At 73.4% G+C, this 17780-nt stretch carries 15 protein-coding genes; 5 read left to right on the top strand and 10 right to left on the bottom strand.

The annotated features are described in order from the left end of the window. Positions 1 to 86 precede the first annotated feature (86 nt). Positions 87 to 977, top strand: coding sequence for an alpha/beta fold hydrolase (locus tag ACZ4MH_RS16330; protein WP_351598050.1), 891 nt, complete (start codon positions 87 to 89; stop codon positions 975 to 977). Between the two features lie 46 nt (positions 978 to 1023). Here the strand turns inward: ACZ4MH_RS16330 and ACZ4MH_RS16325 are convergent, their stop codons facing one another. From ACZ4MH_RS16325 to ACZ4MH_RS16315, 3 genes are all read right to left on the bottom strand, one after another. Beyond that, positions 1024 to 2082 carry an aldo/keto reductase gene (locus ACZ4MH_RS16325; protein ID WP_351598049.1) on the bottom strand — a complete coding sequence of 353 codons (1059 nt, stop codon included), beginning with the start codon at positions 2080 to 2082 and terminating at the stop codon, positions 1024 to 1026. A gap of 137 nt (positions 2083 to 2219) precedes the next feature. After that, the gene (locus ACZ4MH_RS16320; protein WP_351598046.1) at positions 2220 to 3413 is read right to left on the bottom strand and encodes a thiolase C-terminal domain-containing protein; all 1194 of its coding nucleotides are present in this window, start codon (positions 3411 to 3413) and stop codon (positions 2220 to 2222) included. Between the two features lie 218 nt (positions 3414 to 3631). After that, on the bottom strand, positions 3632 to 4279 hold the full coding sequence (locus ACZ4MH_RS16315; protein WP_351598043.1) for a TetR family transcriptional regulator: 648 nt from the start codon (positions 4277 to 4279) through the stop codon (positions 3632 to 3634). 284 nt (positions 4280 to 4563) lie between these two features. Between ACZ4MH_RS16315 and ACZ4MH_RS16310 the strand changes: the two genes are divergently transcribed. After that, positions 4564 to 5328 (top strand): VOC family protein, encoded by a 765-nt coding sequence (locus ACZ4MH_RS16310; protein ID WP_351598040.1) that lies wholly within the window; start codon positions 4564 to 4566, stop codon positions 5326 to 5328. Positions 5329 to 5994: 666 nt separating this feature from the next. Continuing rightward, entirely contained in the window at positions 5995 to 8580 is a 2586-nt protein-coding gene (gene afsK, locus ACZ4MH_RS16305; protein WP_467754541.1) for a protein serine/threonine kinase AfsK, read from the top strand. A 56-nt stretch (positions 8581 to 8636) separates the two neighbouring features. Here the strand turns inward: afsK and ACZ4MH_RS16300 are convergent, their stop codons facing one another. Further along, positions 8637 to 9479 (bottom strand): hypothetical protein, encoded by an 843-nt coding sequence (locus tag ACZ4MH_RS16300; RefSeq protein ID WP_351593935.1) that lies wholly within the window; start codon positions 9477 to 9479, stop codon positions 8637 to 8639. Positions 9480 to 9606: 127 nt separating this feature from the next. Between ACZ4MH_RS16300 and ACZ4MH_RS16295 the strand changes: the two genes are divergently transcribed. Next, positions 9607 to 10122 carry a hypothetical protein gene (locus ACZ4MH_RS16295; protein ID WP_351593938.1) on the top strand — a complete coding sequence of 172 codons (516 nt, stop codon included), beginning with the start codon at positions 9607 to 9609 and terminating at the stop codon, positions 10120 to 10122. A gap of 5 nt (positions 10123 to 10127) precedes the next feature. Here ACZ4MH_RS16295 and ACZ4MH_RS16290 read toward each other — a convergent pair whose 3' ends face one another. From ACZ4MH_RS16290 to ACZ4MH_RS16280, 3 genes are all read right to left on the bottom strand, one after another. After that, positions 10128 to 10904, bottom strand: a complete 777-nt coding sequence (locus tag ACZ4MH_RS16290) for an enoyl-CoA hydratase/isomerase family protein (RefSeq protein ID WP_351593941.1) — start codon at positions 10902 to 10904, stop codon at positions 10128 to 10130. Continuing rightward, complete coding sequence (locus ACZ4MH_RS16285) at positions 10901 to 11371, bottom strand: Zn-ribbon domain-containing OB-fold protein (protein WP_351594017.1); 471 nt, start codon at positions 11369 to 11371, stop codon at positions 10901 to 10903. The genes ACZ4MH_RS16290 and ACZ4MH_RS16285 overlap by 4 nt, the downstream gene beginning before the upstream one ends. Positions 11372 to 11482: 111 nt before the next feature. Continuing rightward, entirely contained in the window at positions 11483 to 12634 is a 1152-nt protein-coding gene (locus ACZ4MH_RS16280) for a lipid-transfer protein (RefSeq protein ID WP_351593944.1), read from the bottom strand. 189 nt (positions 12635 to 12823) lie between these two features. Between ACZ4MH_RS16280 and ACZ4MH_RS16275 the strand changes: the two genes are divergently transcribed. Continuing rightward, positions 12824 to 14650 carry a FadD3 family acyl-CoA ligase gene (locus ACZ4MH_RS16275; protein ID WP_467754540.1) on the top strand — a complete coding sequence of 609 codons (1827 nt, stop codon included), beginning with the start codon at positions 12824 to 12826 and terminating at the stop codon, positions 14648 to 14650. Here ACZ4MH_RS16275 and ACZ4MH_RS16270 read toward each other — a convergent pair. The 3 genes from ACZ4MH_RS16270 to ACZ4MH_RS16260 are packed head-to-tail and all read right to left on the bottom strand — an operon-like array spanning position 14637 to position 17748. Then, complete coding sequence (locus ACZ4MH_RS16270) at positions 14637 to 15860, bottom strand: cytochrome P450 family protein (RefSeq protein WP_351593950.1); 1224 nt, start codon at positions 15858 to 15860, stop codon at positions 14637 to 14639. The genes ACZ4MH_RS16275 and ACZ4MH_RS16270 overlap by 14 nt on opposite strands. Next, the gene (locus ACZ4MH_RS16265) at positions 15785 to 17179 is read right to left on the bottom strand and encodes a cytochrome P450 (protein ID WP_351593953.1); all 1395 of its coding nucleotides are present in this window, start codon (positions 17177 to 17179) and stop codon (positions 15785 to 15787) included. Before ACZ4MH_RS16265 ends, ACZ4MH_RS16270 begins: the two co-directional genes overlap by 76 nt. Continuing rightward, positions 17176 to 17748 carry a GTP-binding protein gene (locus ACZ4MH_RS16260; RefSeq protein WP_351593956.1) on the bottom strand — a complete coding sequence of 191 codons (573 nt, stop codon included), beginning with the start codon at positions 17746 to 17748 and terminating at the stop codon, positions 17176 to 17178. Before ACZ4MH_RS16260 ends, ACZ4MH_RS16265 begins: the two co-directional genes overlap by 4 nt. Positions 17749 to 17780: the final 32 nt, after the last annotated feature.

Genomic DNA, 17780 nt, shown 5'->3' with positions numbered 1-17780 from the left:
GTGCGTCCGTCGGGCCGCCCGCGTCCCTCGCGCCCCCGCCGGCAATTCGGTTGCGGTGGGCGGCGTCGGCGACGGACGCTGGTGTCATGTCTGCGATCTCGGCCGGGACGGCCGTCGCCGTGCCCGCGCCTGCCCGGCGAGGGGCCGTCCGGCTGGCCGACGGACGGCGGCTGGCCTGGGGGGAGTGGGGACCCGAGGACGGCACGCCGGTACTGCTCTGTCCCGGTGCGGCCACGTCCCGGCGGCTCGGTTTCGGCGCGGAGGCGGTCGAGGAGCTGGGCGTACGGCTGCTCTCCGTGGACCGTCCCGGGCTGGGCGCGTCCGACCCGTCGCCCGGCCGTACGCTCACCGGCTGGGCCGAGGACGTACGGGAGTTCGCCGCGCTGCGCGGGCTCGCGGGGCTGCGCGGCGTCGGCTTCTCGCAGGGCGCGCCGTTCGCGCTGGCCTGCGCCGCCGCCGGGCTGCTCACCCGGCTCGCGGTGGTCTCCGGCACGGACGAGCTCGCCGCGCCCGCGTTCGAGGCGCTGCTGCCGGACGAGGTGCGGTACCTCGCCGAGCGGGCCGCGGCCGACCCGGTGGCCGCCGAGCGCTCGTTCGCCGGTTTCGGGAGCCCGGAGGTGCTGTACGAACTGGTCGCCGCGGGCAGCGGCGACCGCGACCGCGCCCTTCTGGAACAGCCCGCGTTCGCCGCGGCCTTCCGGGAGGCGATGGCCGAGGGCTTCGCGCCCGGCCCGGCCGGCTATGCGCGGGACACGCTGCTCGCCATGAGCCACTGGCCGTTCGATCCCGGGGTGATCCGGGTGCCGGTCGACCTCTGGTACGGCGCGCTGGACACCGCCCCGACGCACTCACCGGACCACGGCGCCCTGCTCGCCACCCGTATACGCACCGCGCGCCGCCACCTCGTACCGGACGCGGGCGGCATGCTCCTGTGGACGCATGCCGGTCCCGTCCTACGGGCGCTGCTCGAGGAGTGACGCCGCGCGGCGCCGGGCGCCTGGAGCGGCGGCCCCTGTGGCGCCGCTAGCGGATCTCGTGCGGCGTGCGCCGGTAGGTGGAGCGCCGGTCGTCGATGTCGGCCCAGCGATCGCCGTACACGTTCTCGGTGATCGCGGGCTCGCGCAGGAACTGGTGCGGAAAGCCCAGCGGTACCGCGCTGACCTCGTCCAGCCGGGCCACCGCTTCGGCGTCCAGCTCGACGCCGACCGCGGCGAGGTTGTCCAGGAGCTGGCTCTCCTTGGTGGCGCCGACGATCGGGACGATGTTGCCGGGCCGCTGCAGCAGCCAGGCCAGCGCCACCTGCGCCGGGCTCCAGCCGCCCTGTTCGGCGACCTCCAGGACGGCGCTGACGACCGCCTCTTCCTGCTGGTCCGTGCCGTCCTCGCCGCCGACGACGTGCAGCCGGCCGGATTCCCCGCGGCGGTACTTGCCGGTGAGCTTGCCGGCGGCCAGCGGCGCCCACGCGAGCACGGCCAGGTCGAATGCGCGGGCTTGCGGGAGCAGTTCGCGCTCCGGCGTGCGCTCCAACAGGTTGTAGCGCAGCTGCGATCCGGCGAAGGCGGTCCAGCCGCGCAGCTCGGCAAGGGTGTTCGCCTGCGCGATCTCCCAGGCCGGCCAGTCGGACACCCCGACGTAGAGCACCTTGCCGGCTCGCACGATGTCGTCCAGGGCCCGCATGACCTCCTCGACCGGGGTGAAGTTGTCGCGCGCGTGCACCCAGAGGATGTCCAGGCGGTCGGTACGCAGCCGGTCCAGGCTCGCCTCCACCGACCGCACGAGGTTCTTGCGGTGGCTGCCGCCCGCGTTCACGTCCCCCTTGCGGGTGGCGCAGGTGTACTTGCTGGCCAGGACGAACTGGTCCCGGCGGCCGCCGAGCAGCTCGCCGACGATCCGCTCCGCGCTGCCGTCCGTGTAGTTGTTCGCGGTGTCGATGAAGTTGCCGCCCGCGTCGGCGTACGTGTCGAGGATCCGCCGGCTGGTGTCCTCGGCGGCGCCCCACCCCCAGTCCTCGCCGAACGTCATGGTGCCGAGGCTCAGCTCGCTCACCCGAAGACCGGTCCTGCCGAACAGTGTGTACCGCATGGCTCCCCCTTGGGTCGGGTCGTGAGCCGGACGCTACGAGCTGGAGCGCGCTCCAACGCAACCTTCACGCGCCGTCCGGTACCCCCGAAGCGCAGCACCGGGCCACCCCACCCCGAGCACGCTCCGGCGCCCGCCCCTCACTCCGCCCCCAGCACCACCGTCCCGGACGAGCAGAACCACCCGCCGGTGCCCGAGGCGACCGCGAGGCGCGGCAGGCGGCCGCCCGCCTTCCGTACCTGGCGGCCCTCGCCGGCCTCGCCGCGCAGCTGCCGCACCGCTTCGACCAGCAGGAACAGCCCGCGCATCCCGGGGTGGCAGGCGGCGAGCCCGCCGCCGTCGGTGTTCGTCGGCAGCGCTCCGTCCCGGAGCAGCCGGCCCTTCTCGACGAACGCGCCGCCCTCCCCCTTCGCGCAGAACCCGAGGTCCTCCAGCGTCACCAGCGTCATGTAGGTGAACGCGTCGTAGATCTGGGCGATGTCGATCTCGTCCGGGCGCACGCCTGCCCGCTCGAAGGCCAGCCGCCCGGAGACGGCGGCCGGCGAGACGGTGAAGTCGTTCCACTCCGACATCGTGGTGTGCGAGACGGCGCTGCCCGAGCCGAGCACCCAGACCGGCGGCCGGGCCAGGTCCGGTACGCGGTCCTCGGCGACCAGCAGGACCGCGCAGCCGCCGTCGGAGCGGATGCAGCAGTGCAGTTTGGTGAACGGATCCGCGATCACCGGCCCGGACAGCACGTCGTCGGTGGTGATCGGGTCCCGGTACATCGCGTCCGGGTTGGCCGCCGCGTTGGCGCGCGCCTGGACGGCGACCTCGGCGAGCTGTGCCGGCGTCGTGCCGTACTGGTGCATGTGGCGGCGCGCGGCCATCGCGTACTTGGCGATCAGGGTGTGGCCGTAGGGCACTTCGAACTGCAGAGGGCCGCGGGCCCCGAAGGAGAGGTCGGCGGTGCGGCGCCGCGCCTTGAGGTCGGCGCGCGCGGTCGATCCGTACACCAGCAGGACCGCGTTCGCATGGCCGGCGGCGATCGCGTCGGCGGCGTGCGCGGCCATGACTTCCCAGGTCGAGCCGCCGACGGAGGTCGAGTCCACCCAGGTGGGGCGAAGCCCCAAGTACTCCGCGACCTCGATCGGGGCGAGCGTGCCGAGCCCGGCGGAGGCGAAGCCGTCGATCGCCGAGCGGTCCAGCCCGGAGTCGGCCAGCGCGCGGCGGGCGGCCTGGGCGTGCAGGGCGTAAGGGGTGGCGTCGTCGACGCGCCCGCAGTCGGCCAGTGCCACTCCGGCGACGGCGACCCTGCGCGTACGTGACGGAGCCGTACTGGTCCCGGTGGTCATAAAACTGACGGTACATCAGATAAGTGAGTACGGGCAGTCCGTCGTACGGATACGCCTCGGGCACCGTCCGGCTCTCCGTGAGAGTCCGGGCGGTGCCCGAGGCGTGTGCAGATATGGCAGGACGAAGGGCGGACCGGCGGGGGACGCGGGCGCGGCAGGACGTGCGCGGTCCTGTGGTCGCGTCGTGCCGGGGGCGGCGGTCGCTCGCCGCGCCCCGGCTACTTGGCGGGCTTCTTGCCCGTCACGCCGAGATGGACGAGCAGCGCGAGGTTCGGCTTGAGCTCGGCCTGCTTGACGCCCCAGCTGGTGAAGCCCTTCTGGTGGCCGGCGACCGCGGCGAGCATGGCGACCAGTGAGCCGGCCATCGCCGCGGGGCTGACCTCCTTGTCCACCTTGTTCTTGGTCTGGAGCTCCTTGATGGAGTCCGTAAGGGAGTTGGTGACGGCGTTCAGGATCTTCATGCGGATCTTGTAGAACCGCTTGTCGCCCTCCGCCGCGCCGAGGTCGACGACGCGCAGAATCGCGTCGTGCTTCCGCCAGAAGGAGAGGAAGCCGTCGACCAGCTCCTCGGCCGTCTGGCGGCCCGACTTGCCGATCCAGGAGCGCCCGGCGACCAGGTCGGTCAGGCTCGCGCCCTCCTGGGCCATCTCCTCGGCGATCTCGAGTACGGCGCCTTCGACGTCGGGGAAGTACTGGTAGAACGTCGCGGGGGAAGTGCCCGCCTTGCGTGCGACGTCGATGACCTTGACGTCCCGGTACGGGGACGAACTGAGCATCTCGCTGAGGCAGTCGAGGAGCTTCTGCCGGGTCGCCTGCCCGCGGCGGCCGGCGACTCTGCCGTCGACGGTTCGAACTTGTCCTGTCATGCCGTCAGCTTACCGAGGGGTGATCGGAGCGCGATTTGGCTGCCTGCAAATGGGGATGGGGCGAATCGGGCCGGGAAGAGGCTTTCGCCGCCCGGCTTCGGGGCCGCGGATCCGCGTCGGCAGCATTGGCCTGAACAAGTGAATCATCTTATCAACAGCCTGTGGACAACTTCGGTGGACAACCGCCCGGGGGTATGCGCGGGGGTGTGTGCGGGCGGATATGCGGAGGTATGCGCCGGGCTCCGCGCCGGGCGCGTATCGGAAAGCCCGGTTACTTTGTCCGTATGACGGCTTTTGCGGAGGGTGCCCCCTGCTGGGCGGACGCGATGCTGCCGGATCTTGAGGCGGGCAAGCGCTTCTACGGAGAGCTGTTCGGCTGGACCTTCTCGGACAGCGTTCCCGAGTTCGGCGACTACACGACGGCCCTGCTCGACGGGCGCAAGGCCGCAGGGCTGCTGCCCAAGAAGGACGGCCGGATGCCCACCGTCTGGGGCGTGTACTTCGCGACTTCCGACATCAGGGAAACCGCCGCCAAGGTCCGGGAGGCGGGCGGCCAGGTGATCTCGGGCGGTACGCCGCTCGGCGACCTGGGCGCGATGATGCTGGGCGTCGACCCCGGCGGCGCGGTCTTCGGCGCCTGGCAGGCCGGCCGGCATCAGGGCTTCGAGGTGCAGGCCGAGCCCGGCGCGTACGCGTGGATGGGTCTCAGCACGCGCGAACCGGAGGCCGTCGACGCCTTCTACGGGGACGTCTTCGGCTTCGAGGGCGTGACCGAGGGGCCGATGGCGAGCCCGACGTTCCTGCCGTGGCGGATCGCCGGGGAGGAGCGCGAGATCGGCTGCCGGATCGTGCTGGACGCGCGGGCGCCGGCCGAGCTGCCGGCGCACTTCACCGTCTTCTTCCTGGCCGAGGAGATGGAGGCCGCCCTGCGGACGGCGGTCCGGCAGGGCGGCAAGGTCCTCAGCGAGCCCCAGGGGACGCCCGGCGGCCACCTCGCCCTGGTCGTCGACAATCAGGGGGCGGCCTTCGGGCTGATGGCGCCGAAGTAGGGCGGGGGGATGCCGTATCGCCTCTCATGCCTCTCCTGCCCCACGCGTTCACCTCGCCCCGTGCCTGTTGCAGGGCATAACCCAACACCTCGGCCCAAAACGGCCCTCCTCTTGCGAAGTAGGCGTACCGATCCGCCAATTAGTTCGTGGTCATGGCCCCCGAACGCCGTTCGGCACAGCAGAATTGGGCCGTGGCAGCTCCCGCTGCCGGGCCGCGGGCGGCGCGGCCCGGCAACGGGTCCGTGGACTCGGCGGCAGGCCGGTGAGTACGCGGGACCGAACAGCACGTACGGGGATGGGAATGGCGACGACGGACCGCACACCGGGGCACGGACCGGCGCCCGCGAAGGGCCGGCCGGTGCACCGTGCCGTGAGGTCGGCCACCCGGTGGTCACCGGACATATGTGCGGTCGACGCATGAACGGGACCCGACGCGCTCGCGTATGCGGGGTGTAACGGCAGGTAACGAGCCCTGTGCGTACCGCTCGGCGGGACACGGGACACGACGGGAAGCCCCCGGGTTCGCAACCGTCGGCTTCGCCAGGAAGAATCAGCACGCGTACGGCCGAATCGGCCACGCGGTGAGACGCTGCTCGGGGCAGTGGCTCTCGGCGGCTCTTGGCTTTTGAGAGTCTCTTTGACGCCCCACGGGGAGGTGGCAGGCAAGTGGTGGAGCAGCTGACGCAGCACGATCCCCGGCGGATCGGCCCGTTCGAGGTGCTCGGCCGTCTCGGCGCCGGCGGTATGGGGCTGGTGTATCTCGCGCGCTCGGCCTCCGGCCGGCGGGTGGCGATCAAGACGGTCCGTACCGAGCTCGCCGAGGACCAGCTGTTCCGGGTCCGCTTCACGCGCGCGGTCGAGGCGGCGCGCGCGGTCAGCGGCTTCTACACCGCGGCGGTGGTCGATGCCGACCCGCGCGCGGCGGTGCCGTGGCTGGCGACCGCCTACGTCCCCGCTCCCTCCCTGGAAGAAATAGTCAATGAGTGCGGGCCGCTGCCGGCCCAGGCCGTGCGCTGGCTGGCGGCCGGCGTCGCCGAGGCCCTGCAGTCCATCCACGGCGCGGGCCTGGTGCACCGCGACCTGAAGCCGTCGAACGTCCTGGTCGTCGAGGACGGGCCGCGGGTGATCGACTTCGGTATCGCCAGCGGCGTGTCGAACACGCGTTTGACAATGACGAACGTCGCCGTCGGTACGCCCGCGTACATGTCACCCGAGCAGGCGCGCGACTCGCGCAGCGTCACAGGGGCCAGCGACATCTTCTCGCTCGGCTCCACCCTGGTCTTCGCCGCCACCGGACACGCCCCCTTCCACGGCGCCAACCCGGTCGAGACGGTCTTCATGCTGCTGCGCGAGGGGCCGGACCTGGAGGGCCTGCCGGACGAGCTGCGGCCGCTGATCGACGCCACGATGCAGATGGCGGCCGAGCACCGCCCCAGCCCCGCCGACCTGCAGTCCCAGCTGGCGCCGCACCTCTTCGGCTCCGGTACGGACGACAGCGGTACGGCCTCGGCCTGGCTGCCGGGGAACGCCGTGGGCCTGATCGAGAGCCGGCGCGGCGGCCGTGTGACGGCCGCCCGGCAGCCCGCCCAGCGCGCCGCGGCCTCCTCGGGCCGCGCCGCCCGGGGCGGGTACTCCGCACAGCCGGAACGGCCGCCCGCCGCCCCGCCCGTACCGTCCGCGCCGCCCCCGGCGCCGCAGCGCCAGGAGAGCGCGCCGATGCCCGCGCCCACCGGCGACCCCGGATGGGCCGCTTCCGCGGCGGTCGGGCCGGGTGCACGCCGGATGGGCGACCCGCGCGGCGGCGCACCGCTCGCGCAGGCGGCGCCCACCGGCCCGGTCGCGCCCGCGCCGCCCCAGGAGGTGGAGGGCCCGGACGGCTCCGTACGGCTCGGCGGTTCGGTGGCCCCGATAGGGCCCGGCCCCCGGCCGGCGGACGGCCACGCCCCCCAGGCGCAGCCCGGCCCGACGACGAACTGGGTACGGCCGCCGGCCGGAGTGCAAGCCCCGGGGCCCGCGGGCCCGCCGCCCGCGGTGCCTCCGCAGCCCGCGCCGGGCCCGCAGGGCGGCCACGGCGCGCCCGCGAGCGGCCGGCCGGGCGACCCCGCGGCGCAGGGCGGCCACGGCCGCTGGCGCCCCTGGCGCTTCCGCATGTCCAACGACGTGTGGGGCACCCCGGTCGTCTCCGGTGACCTGCTGTACGTCACCTCCTTCGAGGTGCACGCGCTCGACGTGGCCAGCGGGCGGCGCCAGTTCAAGACCCGCGAGGTCGCCTGGGCGATGGCCGTCTCGGACGGCCGGATCCACGCGTCGGACGGCCCGAGCCTGTACGCGCTGGACGCCACCGACGGCTCCGAGCTGTGGCGGCTGAACACCGAGGGCTGGGTCTACAGCCTGGGGGTCGACCGCGGCACGGTCGTCACCGGCACCCGTGGCGGCGGCGTGCAGGCGTGGGAGGCGGCCAACGGCGAGCTGCTGTGGGAGATCGGCGGCGCGCAGACCGACTTCGAGACCGCCGAGTCCGGCCCCGTCGTGCACGAGGGCACGGTGTACGTCTGGGCGGAAGCGCGCCTGAAGGCGCTGGAGGCCCGTACGGGCGCCGAGCGCTGGTCGTACCCGGTCGGGGACGCGGCGTCCTGCGGCGGGGTGCCCGTGCGGCTGCTGACCGCCCCGGACGGCGTGGTCTACGTCGTGGCCGGCACGCGCGTCCTGGCCATCGACAGCAACCGCGGCGACGTCCGCTGGCACTTCGAGGCACCGGCCGTCTTCCTGGCGCCGCCCGCGTACGCCCCCGGGCCCGCCGTCACCGGCGGCGGCATCTACCTCGCGGACTACCTCGGCACGGTCTACGCGCTGGACGCGAACGACGGCCGGGACCGCTGGCGGATCGCCACCGAGGCGCGCCAGTCGACCGAGCCGGTACTGGTCGCCGACGGCGCGGTGCACCTGGGCAGCGGCAACGCCCTGTACACGCTGGACGCGGTCACGGGCACGCCCCGCTGGCGCTTCCAGGCGGGCGGTGAGGTCATCGGGGCACCGGTGGCCGCGGACGGCCGGGTGCACTTCGGGTCCGCCGACCACTGCCTGTACACGCTGGACGCGATGGGCGGCCAGCTGCGCTGGAAGCTGGCGACCGGCGGCGAGATCACCGGCACCCCGGTGGCCGCCGCGGGCGTCGTCTACGCCTGCAGCAAGGACCGCTGCGTGTACGCGCTGGACGCCGCGAAGGGCACGGGGCAGGCGCGGCGCTCCTAGGGGCGCCGCGCGGGCCTGTACTGCCCTGTGGCTGCGCGGACCTGGAAGGGGTCCGGCTAGCGCTCCTCGGGCGGGCGGCCCTGTCCGGGCTGTGTCTCCTGGTCGCCGTGGATGCGCGGCAACGGCTGCGTAGGGTCGGCCGGCGCGGCCGTCGGCGTACCGGCCGGCGGGGTCGTGCCGTCGTGCGTCGCCGCGGGCCACGGCTCTTGTGCGGGCCCGGCGGCCGAGGACCCGCCGGCGCCCGGCCATTGGACGGGCTGCTGGACAGGCTGCTGTTCGTAAGGGGTGTCAGGCCGCGGTCCTCCGTAGGGGACGTCCGGCTGCGTCGCCGCATACGGGGGCTGATCCGGCTGTCCCTCATAGGCGTACGGCGCGCCCCCGGGCTCGCCTTCGTACGCGTACCGGTCGTCGGGCTCTGCTCCGTACGGTGCGGGCGCGTACTCCTCGTCGCGCTCCCGCGCCTTCCGGCGGCGACGGGCGCGTACGGCCCGGCGGCCGCTCATCAGCAGCGCGGCCAGCAACAGCAGGACGCCGCCGCCCAGCGCCACCGCGACTCCCAGGCCCAGACCCCGGCCCCCGTTCCCCGCGGTGAGGCTGCCGGCCGCCTGGCCCTGCCGGACCATCCACAGGATGGTGAAGCCGAGCACGACCAGCCCCGCGAGCGTGACCGTCAAGCGGGACCGCAGCACCACGCCGATCAGCGTCAGCACGGCCGCGACCAGCATCGGCAGCAGGAGTGAGCGCATGACATCGGCGCCGCTGCCGGTGATCCCGTTGAAGAGGTCCGCGATCCGGATGTCCGCACCGTGACGGCCGTCGTACCAAGGACGGAAGGGGCTCCATACGGCGGCCGCCGCTCCGATGAGGGCGATCAGGGAGCCGATTACGTTGCGCACCACAAGCGTCGCCTCGCTTCGCTTCGTCCTGACGCCTCCACAGCCGACGCTACGCCGTGCCGCCGCGGGCCGCCACGGCAATCCGGTCCCGGTATCGTGACGTGCGCTCGTCAAACATTCGGGGGATCTCATGGCACAGCGTCACTTACGGCTCACGGCCGTCGTGGCCTTCGTTCTGCTCTCGCTCACCGGCTTCCGGCCGCACGGCCACGGGAGTGACAGCGGTGGCGGCGGCTGCAGCGCCCACTCCAGCAGCAGCGGCTACCACAGCAGCCACCACTACGACGATGACGACGACTACGACGATGACGACTACTCGGGCGGCAGCGGGTCGGACAGCAGTCCGGAGCCCACCGCGACGCAGGCGCCGAGCGGCACGATCATCGCGTGCGTCGACCCGGATGAGGCCACGCCGCATGCGCTGGTCAGGCTCGTCGTCGGGGATCCGCACACCGACGTGACCGTCACGGTGCGATTCCTCGGCGCGGACGCGACCGTCGTGGACACCGCCAAGGTGAAGCTCAATCCGTACGAGGACGACTACGACGCCGACGAGACCACCGACAACCCGGAGGTCCAGGTCCCGATGGCGCATCCCGACCGCGCCGACAAGGTCGCCAACTGCCTCCTCGACGACGTCGGCTAACGGGCTCACCGCACCCGAGGGGCACCCCCCTTCCGCCGCTCCTCGAAGAGCTCCGTCTGCCGCTCCGGGGGCAGGTTGCCGAGCGCTACAAGGTGCGGGGCGTGTGCCAGCGCCTGGGTGCGGGCCGCCTCCTTCGCCGCCCACAGGGCCCGTACGGTGCCCTGCACGGCCTCCGTGGGCTGTGCCGCGACCGTCTCCGCCGCGCGCAGGGCGGCCGGCAGCGCCTCACCGGCGGCCGTCAGTTCGGAGACCAGGCCCACCTCGTGGGCGCGCCGGGCGCCGAGCCGCTCGGCGGTGCCCATCAGGGCGAGCCGGGCGATCTCCCCGTACGGCATCCGCTGCGCCATGAGGACCGACTCGTACGCGCTGACCATCCCGTAGGTCGTGTGCGGGTCGAAGAACGTCGCGGTCTCGGCGGCCACGATGAACTCGCACTCGCCCAGCAGGTAGAACGCGCCGCCGCAGGCCATGCCGTCGACCGCGGCGATCACCGGCTTCCACAGGTCGGCCGCCTTGGGGCCGATGCGGAGCAGCGGGTCGTCGAGGGAGTACGGGGAGGCGGGCTGCGGCACGCGTACCGAGCGGTCGACGCCGGTGCAGAAGGCGCGGCCGCCGGCGCCGGTGACGACCGCGGCGCGCACGGTGTCGTCGAAGCGCAGGGCGCGCCAGGCGCCCGCCAGTTCCTCGGCGGTCGCCAGGTCGATGGCGTTGAGGCGGCCGGGCCGGTCGAGGGTGACCAGGGCGACGCCCGCGCCGGCCCGGGTGTCGACGCGTACGGTCATGGGCGCTCCAGCAGCCAGCGCGGCACGGTCACGCCGTCCGCCATCTCGTGGAAGGTCACCTTCACCGCCGCGCCGATGCGCAGCTTGTGCGCGGGCACGGAGTTCAGCGTGGCGTCCGGCGCGCTGACGAGGTTGCCGACCAGCCGGATGCGCGGCGCCTCGGCCAGCTCGACGACGACGGCGTTGTACGGCGCGAGGGCGGCGTACGCGGGCAGCAGCGGCGGGTGCGGCAGGACGTAGGACCAGATCCGGCCGCGGCCGGACATCCGCCGCCACTCGCTCGCGAAGGACTGGCAGTGCGGGCAGCAGGGACGGGGCGGGAACCGCGGTTCGCCGCAGTCGGCGCAGGCTTGGACGCGCAGTTCGCCACGGGCCGCGTACGCCCAGAACGGCGCGCCGTCGTCGTCGGGGACGGGGAGCAGGAAGCCGTCGGCGGTGACGCTGTGCGCGTCGGCCGCGCCGGCCACGCCGGCTGCGTCGGTCGCGCCGGCTGCGGCGGAGTTATCCACAGGCGTGGCGGACGCGGTGCGGCTGTCAGTGGCGGCTGTCACACTCGGTTTCATGAATTTCACTGACGGTCAACTCCTCAGCAAAAGCGCGGAAGTCGGGACGCCCTCGCCCGCGGTGACGAGGCAGGTCGCGGCGTCCGGCACCTGCGCGGTGCTGGTGCCGCGCAGCTGCTTGACGCCCTCGGTGATCAGGTTGAAACCGTGGACGTATGCCTCGGAGAGGCCACCGCCGCCGGTGTTCAGCGGGAGCCGGCCGCCGATCTCCAGGGCGCCCTTCTCGGTGAAGGCCGCGCCCTCGCCGCGCCCGCAGAAGCCGTAGCCCTCCAGGGAGAGCGGTATGAGCGGGGTGAAGGCGTCGTAGATCTGCGCGACGTCCACGTCCTGCGGGCCGAAGTCGGCGGACTTCCACAGGTGTCGGGCGGCGGTCCAGGCGGGCCCGGTGAGCGGGTCGTCGTTCCAGTAGTTGACCATGCCGTGGTGCTGGGCGGGCAGGCCCTGGGCGGCGGCGTGGACGTAGACGGGGGTGCGGCGGCAGTCGCGGGCGCGCTCGGCGGAGACCAGGACGCACGCCAGCGCGCCGTCGGTCTCCAGGCAGTTGTCGAAGAGGCAGAGCGGCTCGCTGATCCAGCGCGCGGTCATGTACATCTCGCGGGTCAGCGGACGGTCGTACATGACCGCCGCGGGGTTCTGATTGGCGCGGTTGCGGCAGGCCAGCGCGACGTTGAAGAAGTGGTCGCGGGTGGCTCCGTACTGATGCATGTAGCGACGGGCGAGCATCCCGATCTCGTCGGCCGGGCGCAGCAGGCCGAAGGGGCGGGTCCATTGAGCGGGGGTGGGGAGTTGAACGGCAGTGTTCGTCCAGGGGCGGGGCCCGGAGCCGCGCTTGCGCGACCGCCAGGCGACGCCGACGGTGGCCTGGCCGGTGGCGATGGCGGCGGCCAGGTGCGCCACGGTGGCGCAGGAACCGCCGCCGCCGTAGCCGACCTTGGAGAAGAAGGTGACGTCGCCCGCGCCGATGGCCTTGGCGACCTCGACCTCGTCGGTCTCCTCCATGGTGTAGGAGGCGAAGGCGTCGACCTCCGCGGGGGCGATCCCGGCATCGGCCAGGGCGGCCGTGATCGCGCGGCAGGCCAGCGTCTTCTCGGATTCGGGAAGGTGCCTGGCGAAGGGTGTCTGTCCGATGCCGGCTATCGCCGTAGCGTCCTTGAGGGTCGCCCCCATCGCCACCTCCGTGGTCGGTCGTCCGGCAGGTCGTCCGTACTGACAGCCGAGGAGGCTACCGCTAATCTGACGACCAGTCAGCTAACTGGCACAGGGTTCTCCCGGCCGGTACACGCCGCACGGCCCCCGGGAGGGCTCCCGGACACCCCGTACGGCCCGCGCAGGCGCCGGGGGAGAAAGGCAGGCGCGATGCCCGGCGACGGGGAGCGGCAGAGGGGCGACGAGGGCGCCGGCGCCCCGCAGGGACTCGGGGACACGGACGGGCCGCGGGCGTTCCGCGCTGCGATTGAGGTGGGCGAACCGGCTGCGGTGGGTGAGCCGCGGGACCCGCGCGCTGACCTGGAGTTCGGGTCCATTCCGCGGTTGGTGCGGGCGGCGGCCGCTCGGCACGGCGGGCGCGAGGCGGTGGTCGAGGGGCGGGCCCGGGTCTCGTACGCCGAGCTCGGCGCGCGGGTCGAGCGCGCGGCCGCGGCCTGCATCGCCGCCGGCGTCGCGCCCGGCGACCGGGTGGCGGTCTGGGCGCCGAACACCGCGGACTGGATCGTCTCCGCGCTCGGCGCGGTGTCCGCGGGCGCCGTCCTGGTGCCGGTCAACACCCGCTTCAAGGGCGCCGAGGCCGCATACGTCCTGCGCCGCACCCGCGCCCGGCTGCTCTTCGTCACCGGCACCTTCCTCGGCACGTCGTACGTCGCCTCGCTGCGCAGGGCCACCGCGGAGGGCACGGGGCGCGGACCGCTGCCGGGCCTGCCGGATCTGCGGGACGCGGTCGTGCTGGCCGACGACGCGCCGGTCGGCTTCCGCACCTGGCGGGAGTTCCTGGCCGGGGGCGCCCGGGTGCCGGCGGCGGAGGTGCGGGAGCGCGCGGACGCCGTCGCGCCGGAGGACCCGTCGGACATCGTGTTCACCTCGGGCACCACGGGGCGGCCCAAGGGCGCCGTGATCACCCACGCCCGGTCGCTGCGCGCGTACGGCGTCTGGAGCGAGCTGGCGGGGCTGCGCGAGGGGGACCGCTATCTGATCGTCAACCCGTTCTTCCACACCTTCGGCTACAAGGCGGGCGTGCTGGCCTGCCTGTTGCGCGGCGCGACGATGGTCCCGCAGCCGGTGTTCAGCGCCGACACCGCGCTTGCCAACATCGCCGCCGAGCGGATCACCGTGCTGCCGGGGCCGCCCTCGCTGCACCAGCAGCTGCTGGACCACCCCGCGCGCGGCCGGCACGACCTCTCGACGCTGCGGCTGGTGGTGACCGGCGCCGCGGTGGTGCCGCTGCGGCTGGTCGAGCGGCTGCGCGGGGAGCTGGGGATCGCCACGGTACTGACCGCGTACGGCCTGTCGGAGAGCTCGGGGGTGGTCACGATGTGCCGCCGCGGCGACCCGCCCGAGGTGATCGCGGGCACGTCGGGCCGGGCGATACCGGACACCGAGGTACGGGTGGTCGACGCCGAGGGCCGCGCGGTGCCGCCGGGCCGGCCCGGCGAGGTACGGGTGCGCGGCTATCACGTCATGACGGGCTACTTCGAGGATCCCGAGGGCACCGCCCGCGCCGTCACCCCGGACGGCTGGCTGTGCACGGGGGACGTGGGGGTGCTGGACGAGGCGGGCAATCTGCGGATCACCGACCGGATCAAAGACATGTTCATCGTCGGCGGGTTCAACGCCTACCCCGCCGAGATCGAGCAACTGCTGCTCCGGCACCCGGACATCGCCGACGCCGCCGTGATCGGGATACCGGACGCCCGGCTGGGCGAGGTCGGCCGGGCGTACGTGGTGCGGCGTCCCGGCGCGACGGTGTCGGCGGACGAAGTGCTCGTCTGGTCGCGCCGGGAGATGGCCAACTACAAGGTGCCCAGGGAGGTGATGTTCCTGCCCGAGCTGCCGCGGAACGCCAGTGGCAAGGTCCTGAAGGCGAGCCTGCGCGCGGTGGGCGCCGGCGCCACCCCGTCCACCGAGCCCCCGTCCACCCAGCCCCCGTCCACCGAGCCCCCGGCCACCGGCAGCCCCGTCACCCCCGGTTGAGGTGAACCGGAAGGGACTGCAGCCCGTTGCCGATGAACGAGCCGGTGGCCCGCAGCGTTTCGGGGGACACGGCGAGCTCCAGGCCGGGGAAATGGTCGAAGAGCGCGGGCAGCGCGGTGCGGGCCTCCATGCGGGCCAGCGGCGCGCCCAGGCAGAAGTGCACGCCGTGCCCGAAGGCGAGGTGCTCCCGGTCGGCGCGGCGCAGCTCGAAGGAGTCGGCGTCCGCTCCGTGCCGCTCGGGGTCCCGGCCGGCCGCGGCGTAGGCGGCGAGGATCGGGTCGCCCTGGCGGATGACCGTGCCGTCCGCCAGCGGGATGTCCTCGACGGCGTACCGCAGCGGCAGGTTGGCGATGCTGGGCGCCCAGCGCAGCGTCTCCTCGATGACGTCGTCCCAGCCGGCCTGCCCGGAGGCCAGCAGGGCGCGCTGCTCGGGGTGGGTGAGCAGGGCGTGGACGGCGTTGCCGATGAGGTTGACGGTGGTCTCGTAACCGGCGCCGATCACCAGCAGGAGGGTGTCGAGCAGTTCCCGCTCCTCCAGGCGGGAGCCGTCGTCGTCCCGGGTGGAGACCAGCACGCTGGTCATGTCGTCGCCGGGCTCCCGCCGCTTCAGGGCGATCAGGTCGCCCAGTACGGCGGCGACCTTCGCCGCGGTCGCGGACGCCTGCTCGGGGGTGGCGGAGGTGTCCATGATCTCGTCGATGACCTTCCCCACCTCGACCCGGGAGTCCTCGGGGATACCGAAGAGTTCGCAGATCATCCGCATCGGAAGGGGGTGCGCATAGGAAGAGATCAGATCGACCGGCTCGCCGGCGGGCGCCGCCTCCAGGTCCGCCAGCAGCTCCTTGGTGATCCGCTCGACGCGCGGGGCCATCGCCTCGGTGCGCCGCCCGGTGAACGCCGGTGCCACGAGCTTGCGCAGCCTGCGGTGGTCGGTGCCGTAGGCGGTGAACATGTTCGTGACGCCGACCCAGGACTGCAGCCAGCTGTCGTGGTGTTCGCCGTTCCGCCAGGCGGGCCAGTGCTGCCGCGGGTCCTTGCTCACCCGGTCGTCGGCCAGCAGCCGCTTGAGCAGGGCGTGCCCGCCGACCGACCAGGCCCGTATGCCGCCGGGCAGCTCGATGAGCGCGGCGGGGCCTATCGCGCGGAGGCGGGCGGCCTCGCCGGGGAGGTCGGTGCCGGCCGGGTCGATGGCGACGGGCTGCTGTCCCATGGGGTGGCTCCTGCCTGATCGGGGGTGAGGGGGGTGAAGCGGGCCGGGAGCGCGGCCAGCGCACGGTGGAAGGCGCCGACTCGCCACTCCAATTGGTCGAAGGGGACGGTGAGTTCGATGTCGGAGAGCCAGGCGGTGAGCCGTTCGATGGCGGTGGTCGCGATGAGCAGCGCGGTGGTGCGTACGGGGCAGGCGTGCGGCCCCGCGGCCCAGGACAGGTGCGCGCCGCCGCCCGCGCCGGGCTGCTCCAGCGGAACGGTGCCGAACTGCGCGTTGGCCGCGGCGTACGAGACCATCGTGAGCTGGCCCGCGCGGATCCAGGTGCCGTGGAAGAAGACGTCCCGGCGGGGGAAGTGCGCGGAGTAGTTGCCGAGCGGCGGGTCGTTCCACAGCACGTCGTTGATGGCGTCGCGGGCGGTGAGTGCGCCGCCGGACAGGGTGCTGTAGTAACGGTCGTCGGAGAGCATGCGGGCGAGCGCGTTGCCGATGAGGTTGGTCGTCGGCTCGTGCCCGGCGCCCATGGTGAGGACGATCTGGTGGATCAGTTCCTCGTCGGTGAGCCCGGCGGGGTGGTCCATGAACCAGGAGGTGAGGTCGGGGCCGCGGCGCTCCTTCTTGGTGGCGACCAGCTCCATGATGTACCGCTCGTACTCCGCGTTGGCCCGCGCGGCCTCTTCGGGGTTGCGGCCCTCCAGCATCCCGGCGAGGGCGGAGATCAGCCGGTCGCTGTAGGAGTCGGGGAGCCCGAAGACCCGATTGAAGATCATCAGCGGCAGCACGCGCGCGTACTGGGTGATCAGGTCGGCCCGGCCCTCGGCGCCGAACCGGCTGATCAGCGTGTCGGCCGCACCATGCACGTATCCGCGCAGCTCGTACGGCTCCAGCAGGGCGAAGCTGTCGGTGATCACCTTGCGGTAGCGGTCGTGCGCCTCGCCGTCGCTGAAGAACACGTTGGGCCGCCAGGTGAGCATCGGCATGACCTGCGAGTCCGGGCGCACGGTCGGCATCCAGGGACGGGAGTCCTTGGACCAGGTGGCGTCGTCGTGCAGCAGTTCCAGCGCGGCGCGGTAGTCGGTGACCAGCATCGCGGGGACGCCCGGCGCGATCTCGACCTGTGCGACCGGCCCCTGCCGCCGCAGTTGGGCGTAGATGCCGTGCGGATCGGCCGCGAAGTCGGGTCCGTACAGGCGCACGGCGTCCTGCGCCGTGGCATAGGGCGCGGAGTGCGGGGACGCCGGAGGGGCCGGTTCGGCGGCCGGACGTGCGTGGGCGGGGCAGCCCGGGGGCGGCGTGGCCCCGGGCGGGTGGGGGGAGGTCACGGGTTCTCCATGGGCGTGTGGTCCAGGACGTGCCGGACGAGGGCGATCAGCGCGTCGAGCGACTGGTCGCGGTCGCGGGCGTCGCACAGCACCAGCGGGGTGTCCTCGTGCAGGTCGAGGTGGTCGCGCAGGGTCTCGACGGAGTGGTCGGGGGCGTCGGGGAAGGTGTTGACCGCCACCGCGTAGCGCAGCCCGGCCTCCTCGATCATGTCCATGACCTCGAAGGAGTCGGCCAGGCGGCGGGTGTCGGCCAGTACCAGCGCGCCGACCGCGCCGCGCGCGATGTCCTGCCACAGCGGCCGGAACCGCTTCTGGCCCGGCGTGCCGAAGAGGTACAGGACGAGGTCGCCCGCGAGCGTGATCCGCCCGAAGTCGATGGCGACGGTGGTCGTGGTCTTCTCGCGGACCCCGGCGAGGTCGTCGACGAACGCGCCGGTCTGCGTCATCACCTCTTCGGTGTGCAGCGGCGGGGTCTCCGACAGGGCCCGGATGAACGTGGTCTTGCCGACCCCGAAGGGCCCCGCGACCAGCAGCTTCACCAGGGTCTGGTCGGTACCGGACAGGTACATGGCGCCCTGCCCCGAGCCGTCGGCCGCGCTGT

It is taken from the genome of Streptomyces sp. NPDC026301 (assembly GCF_055567935.1).
Note: the sequence above shows the minus strand (reverse complement) of the source record. Positions and strands in the feature narration are given on the sequence as shown.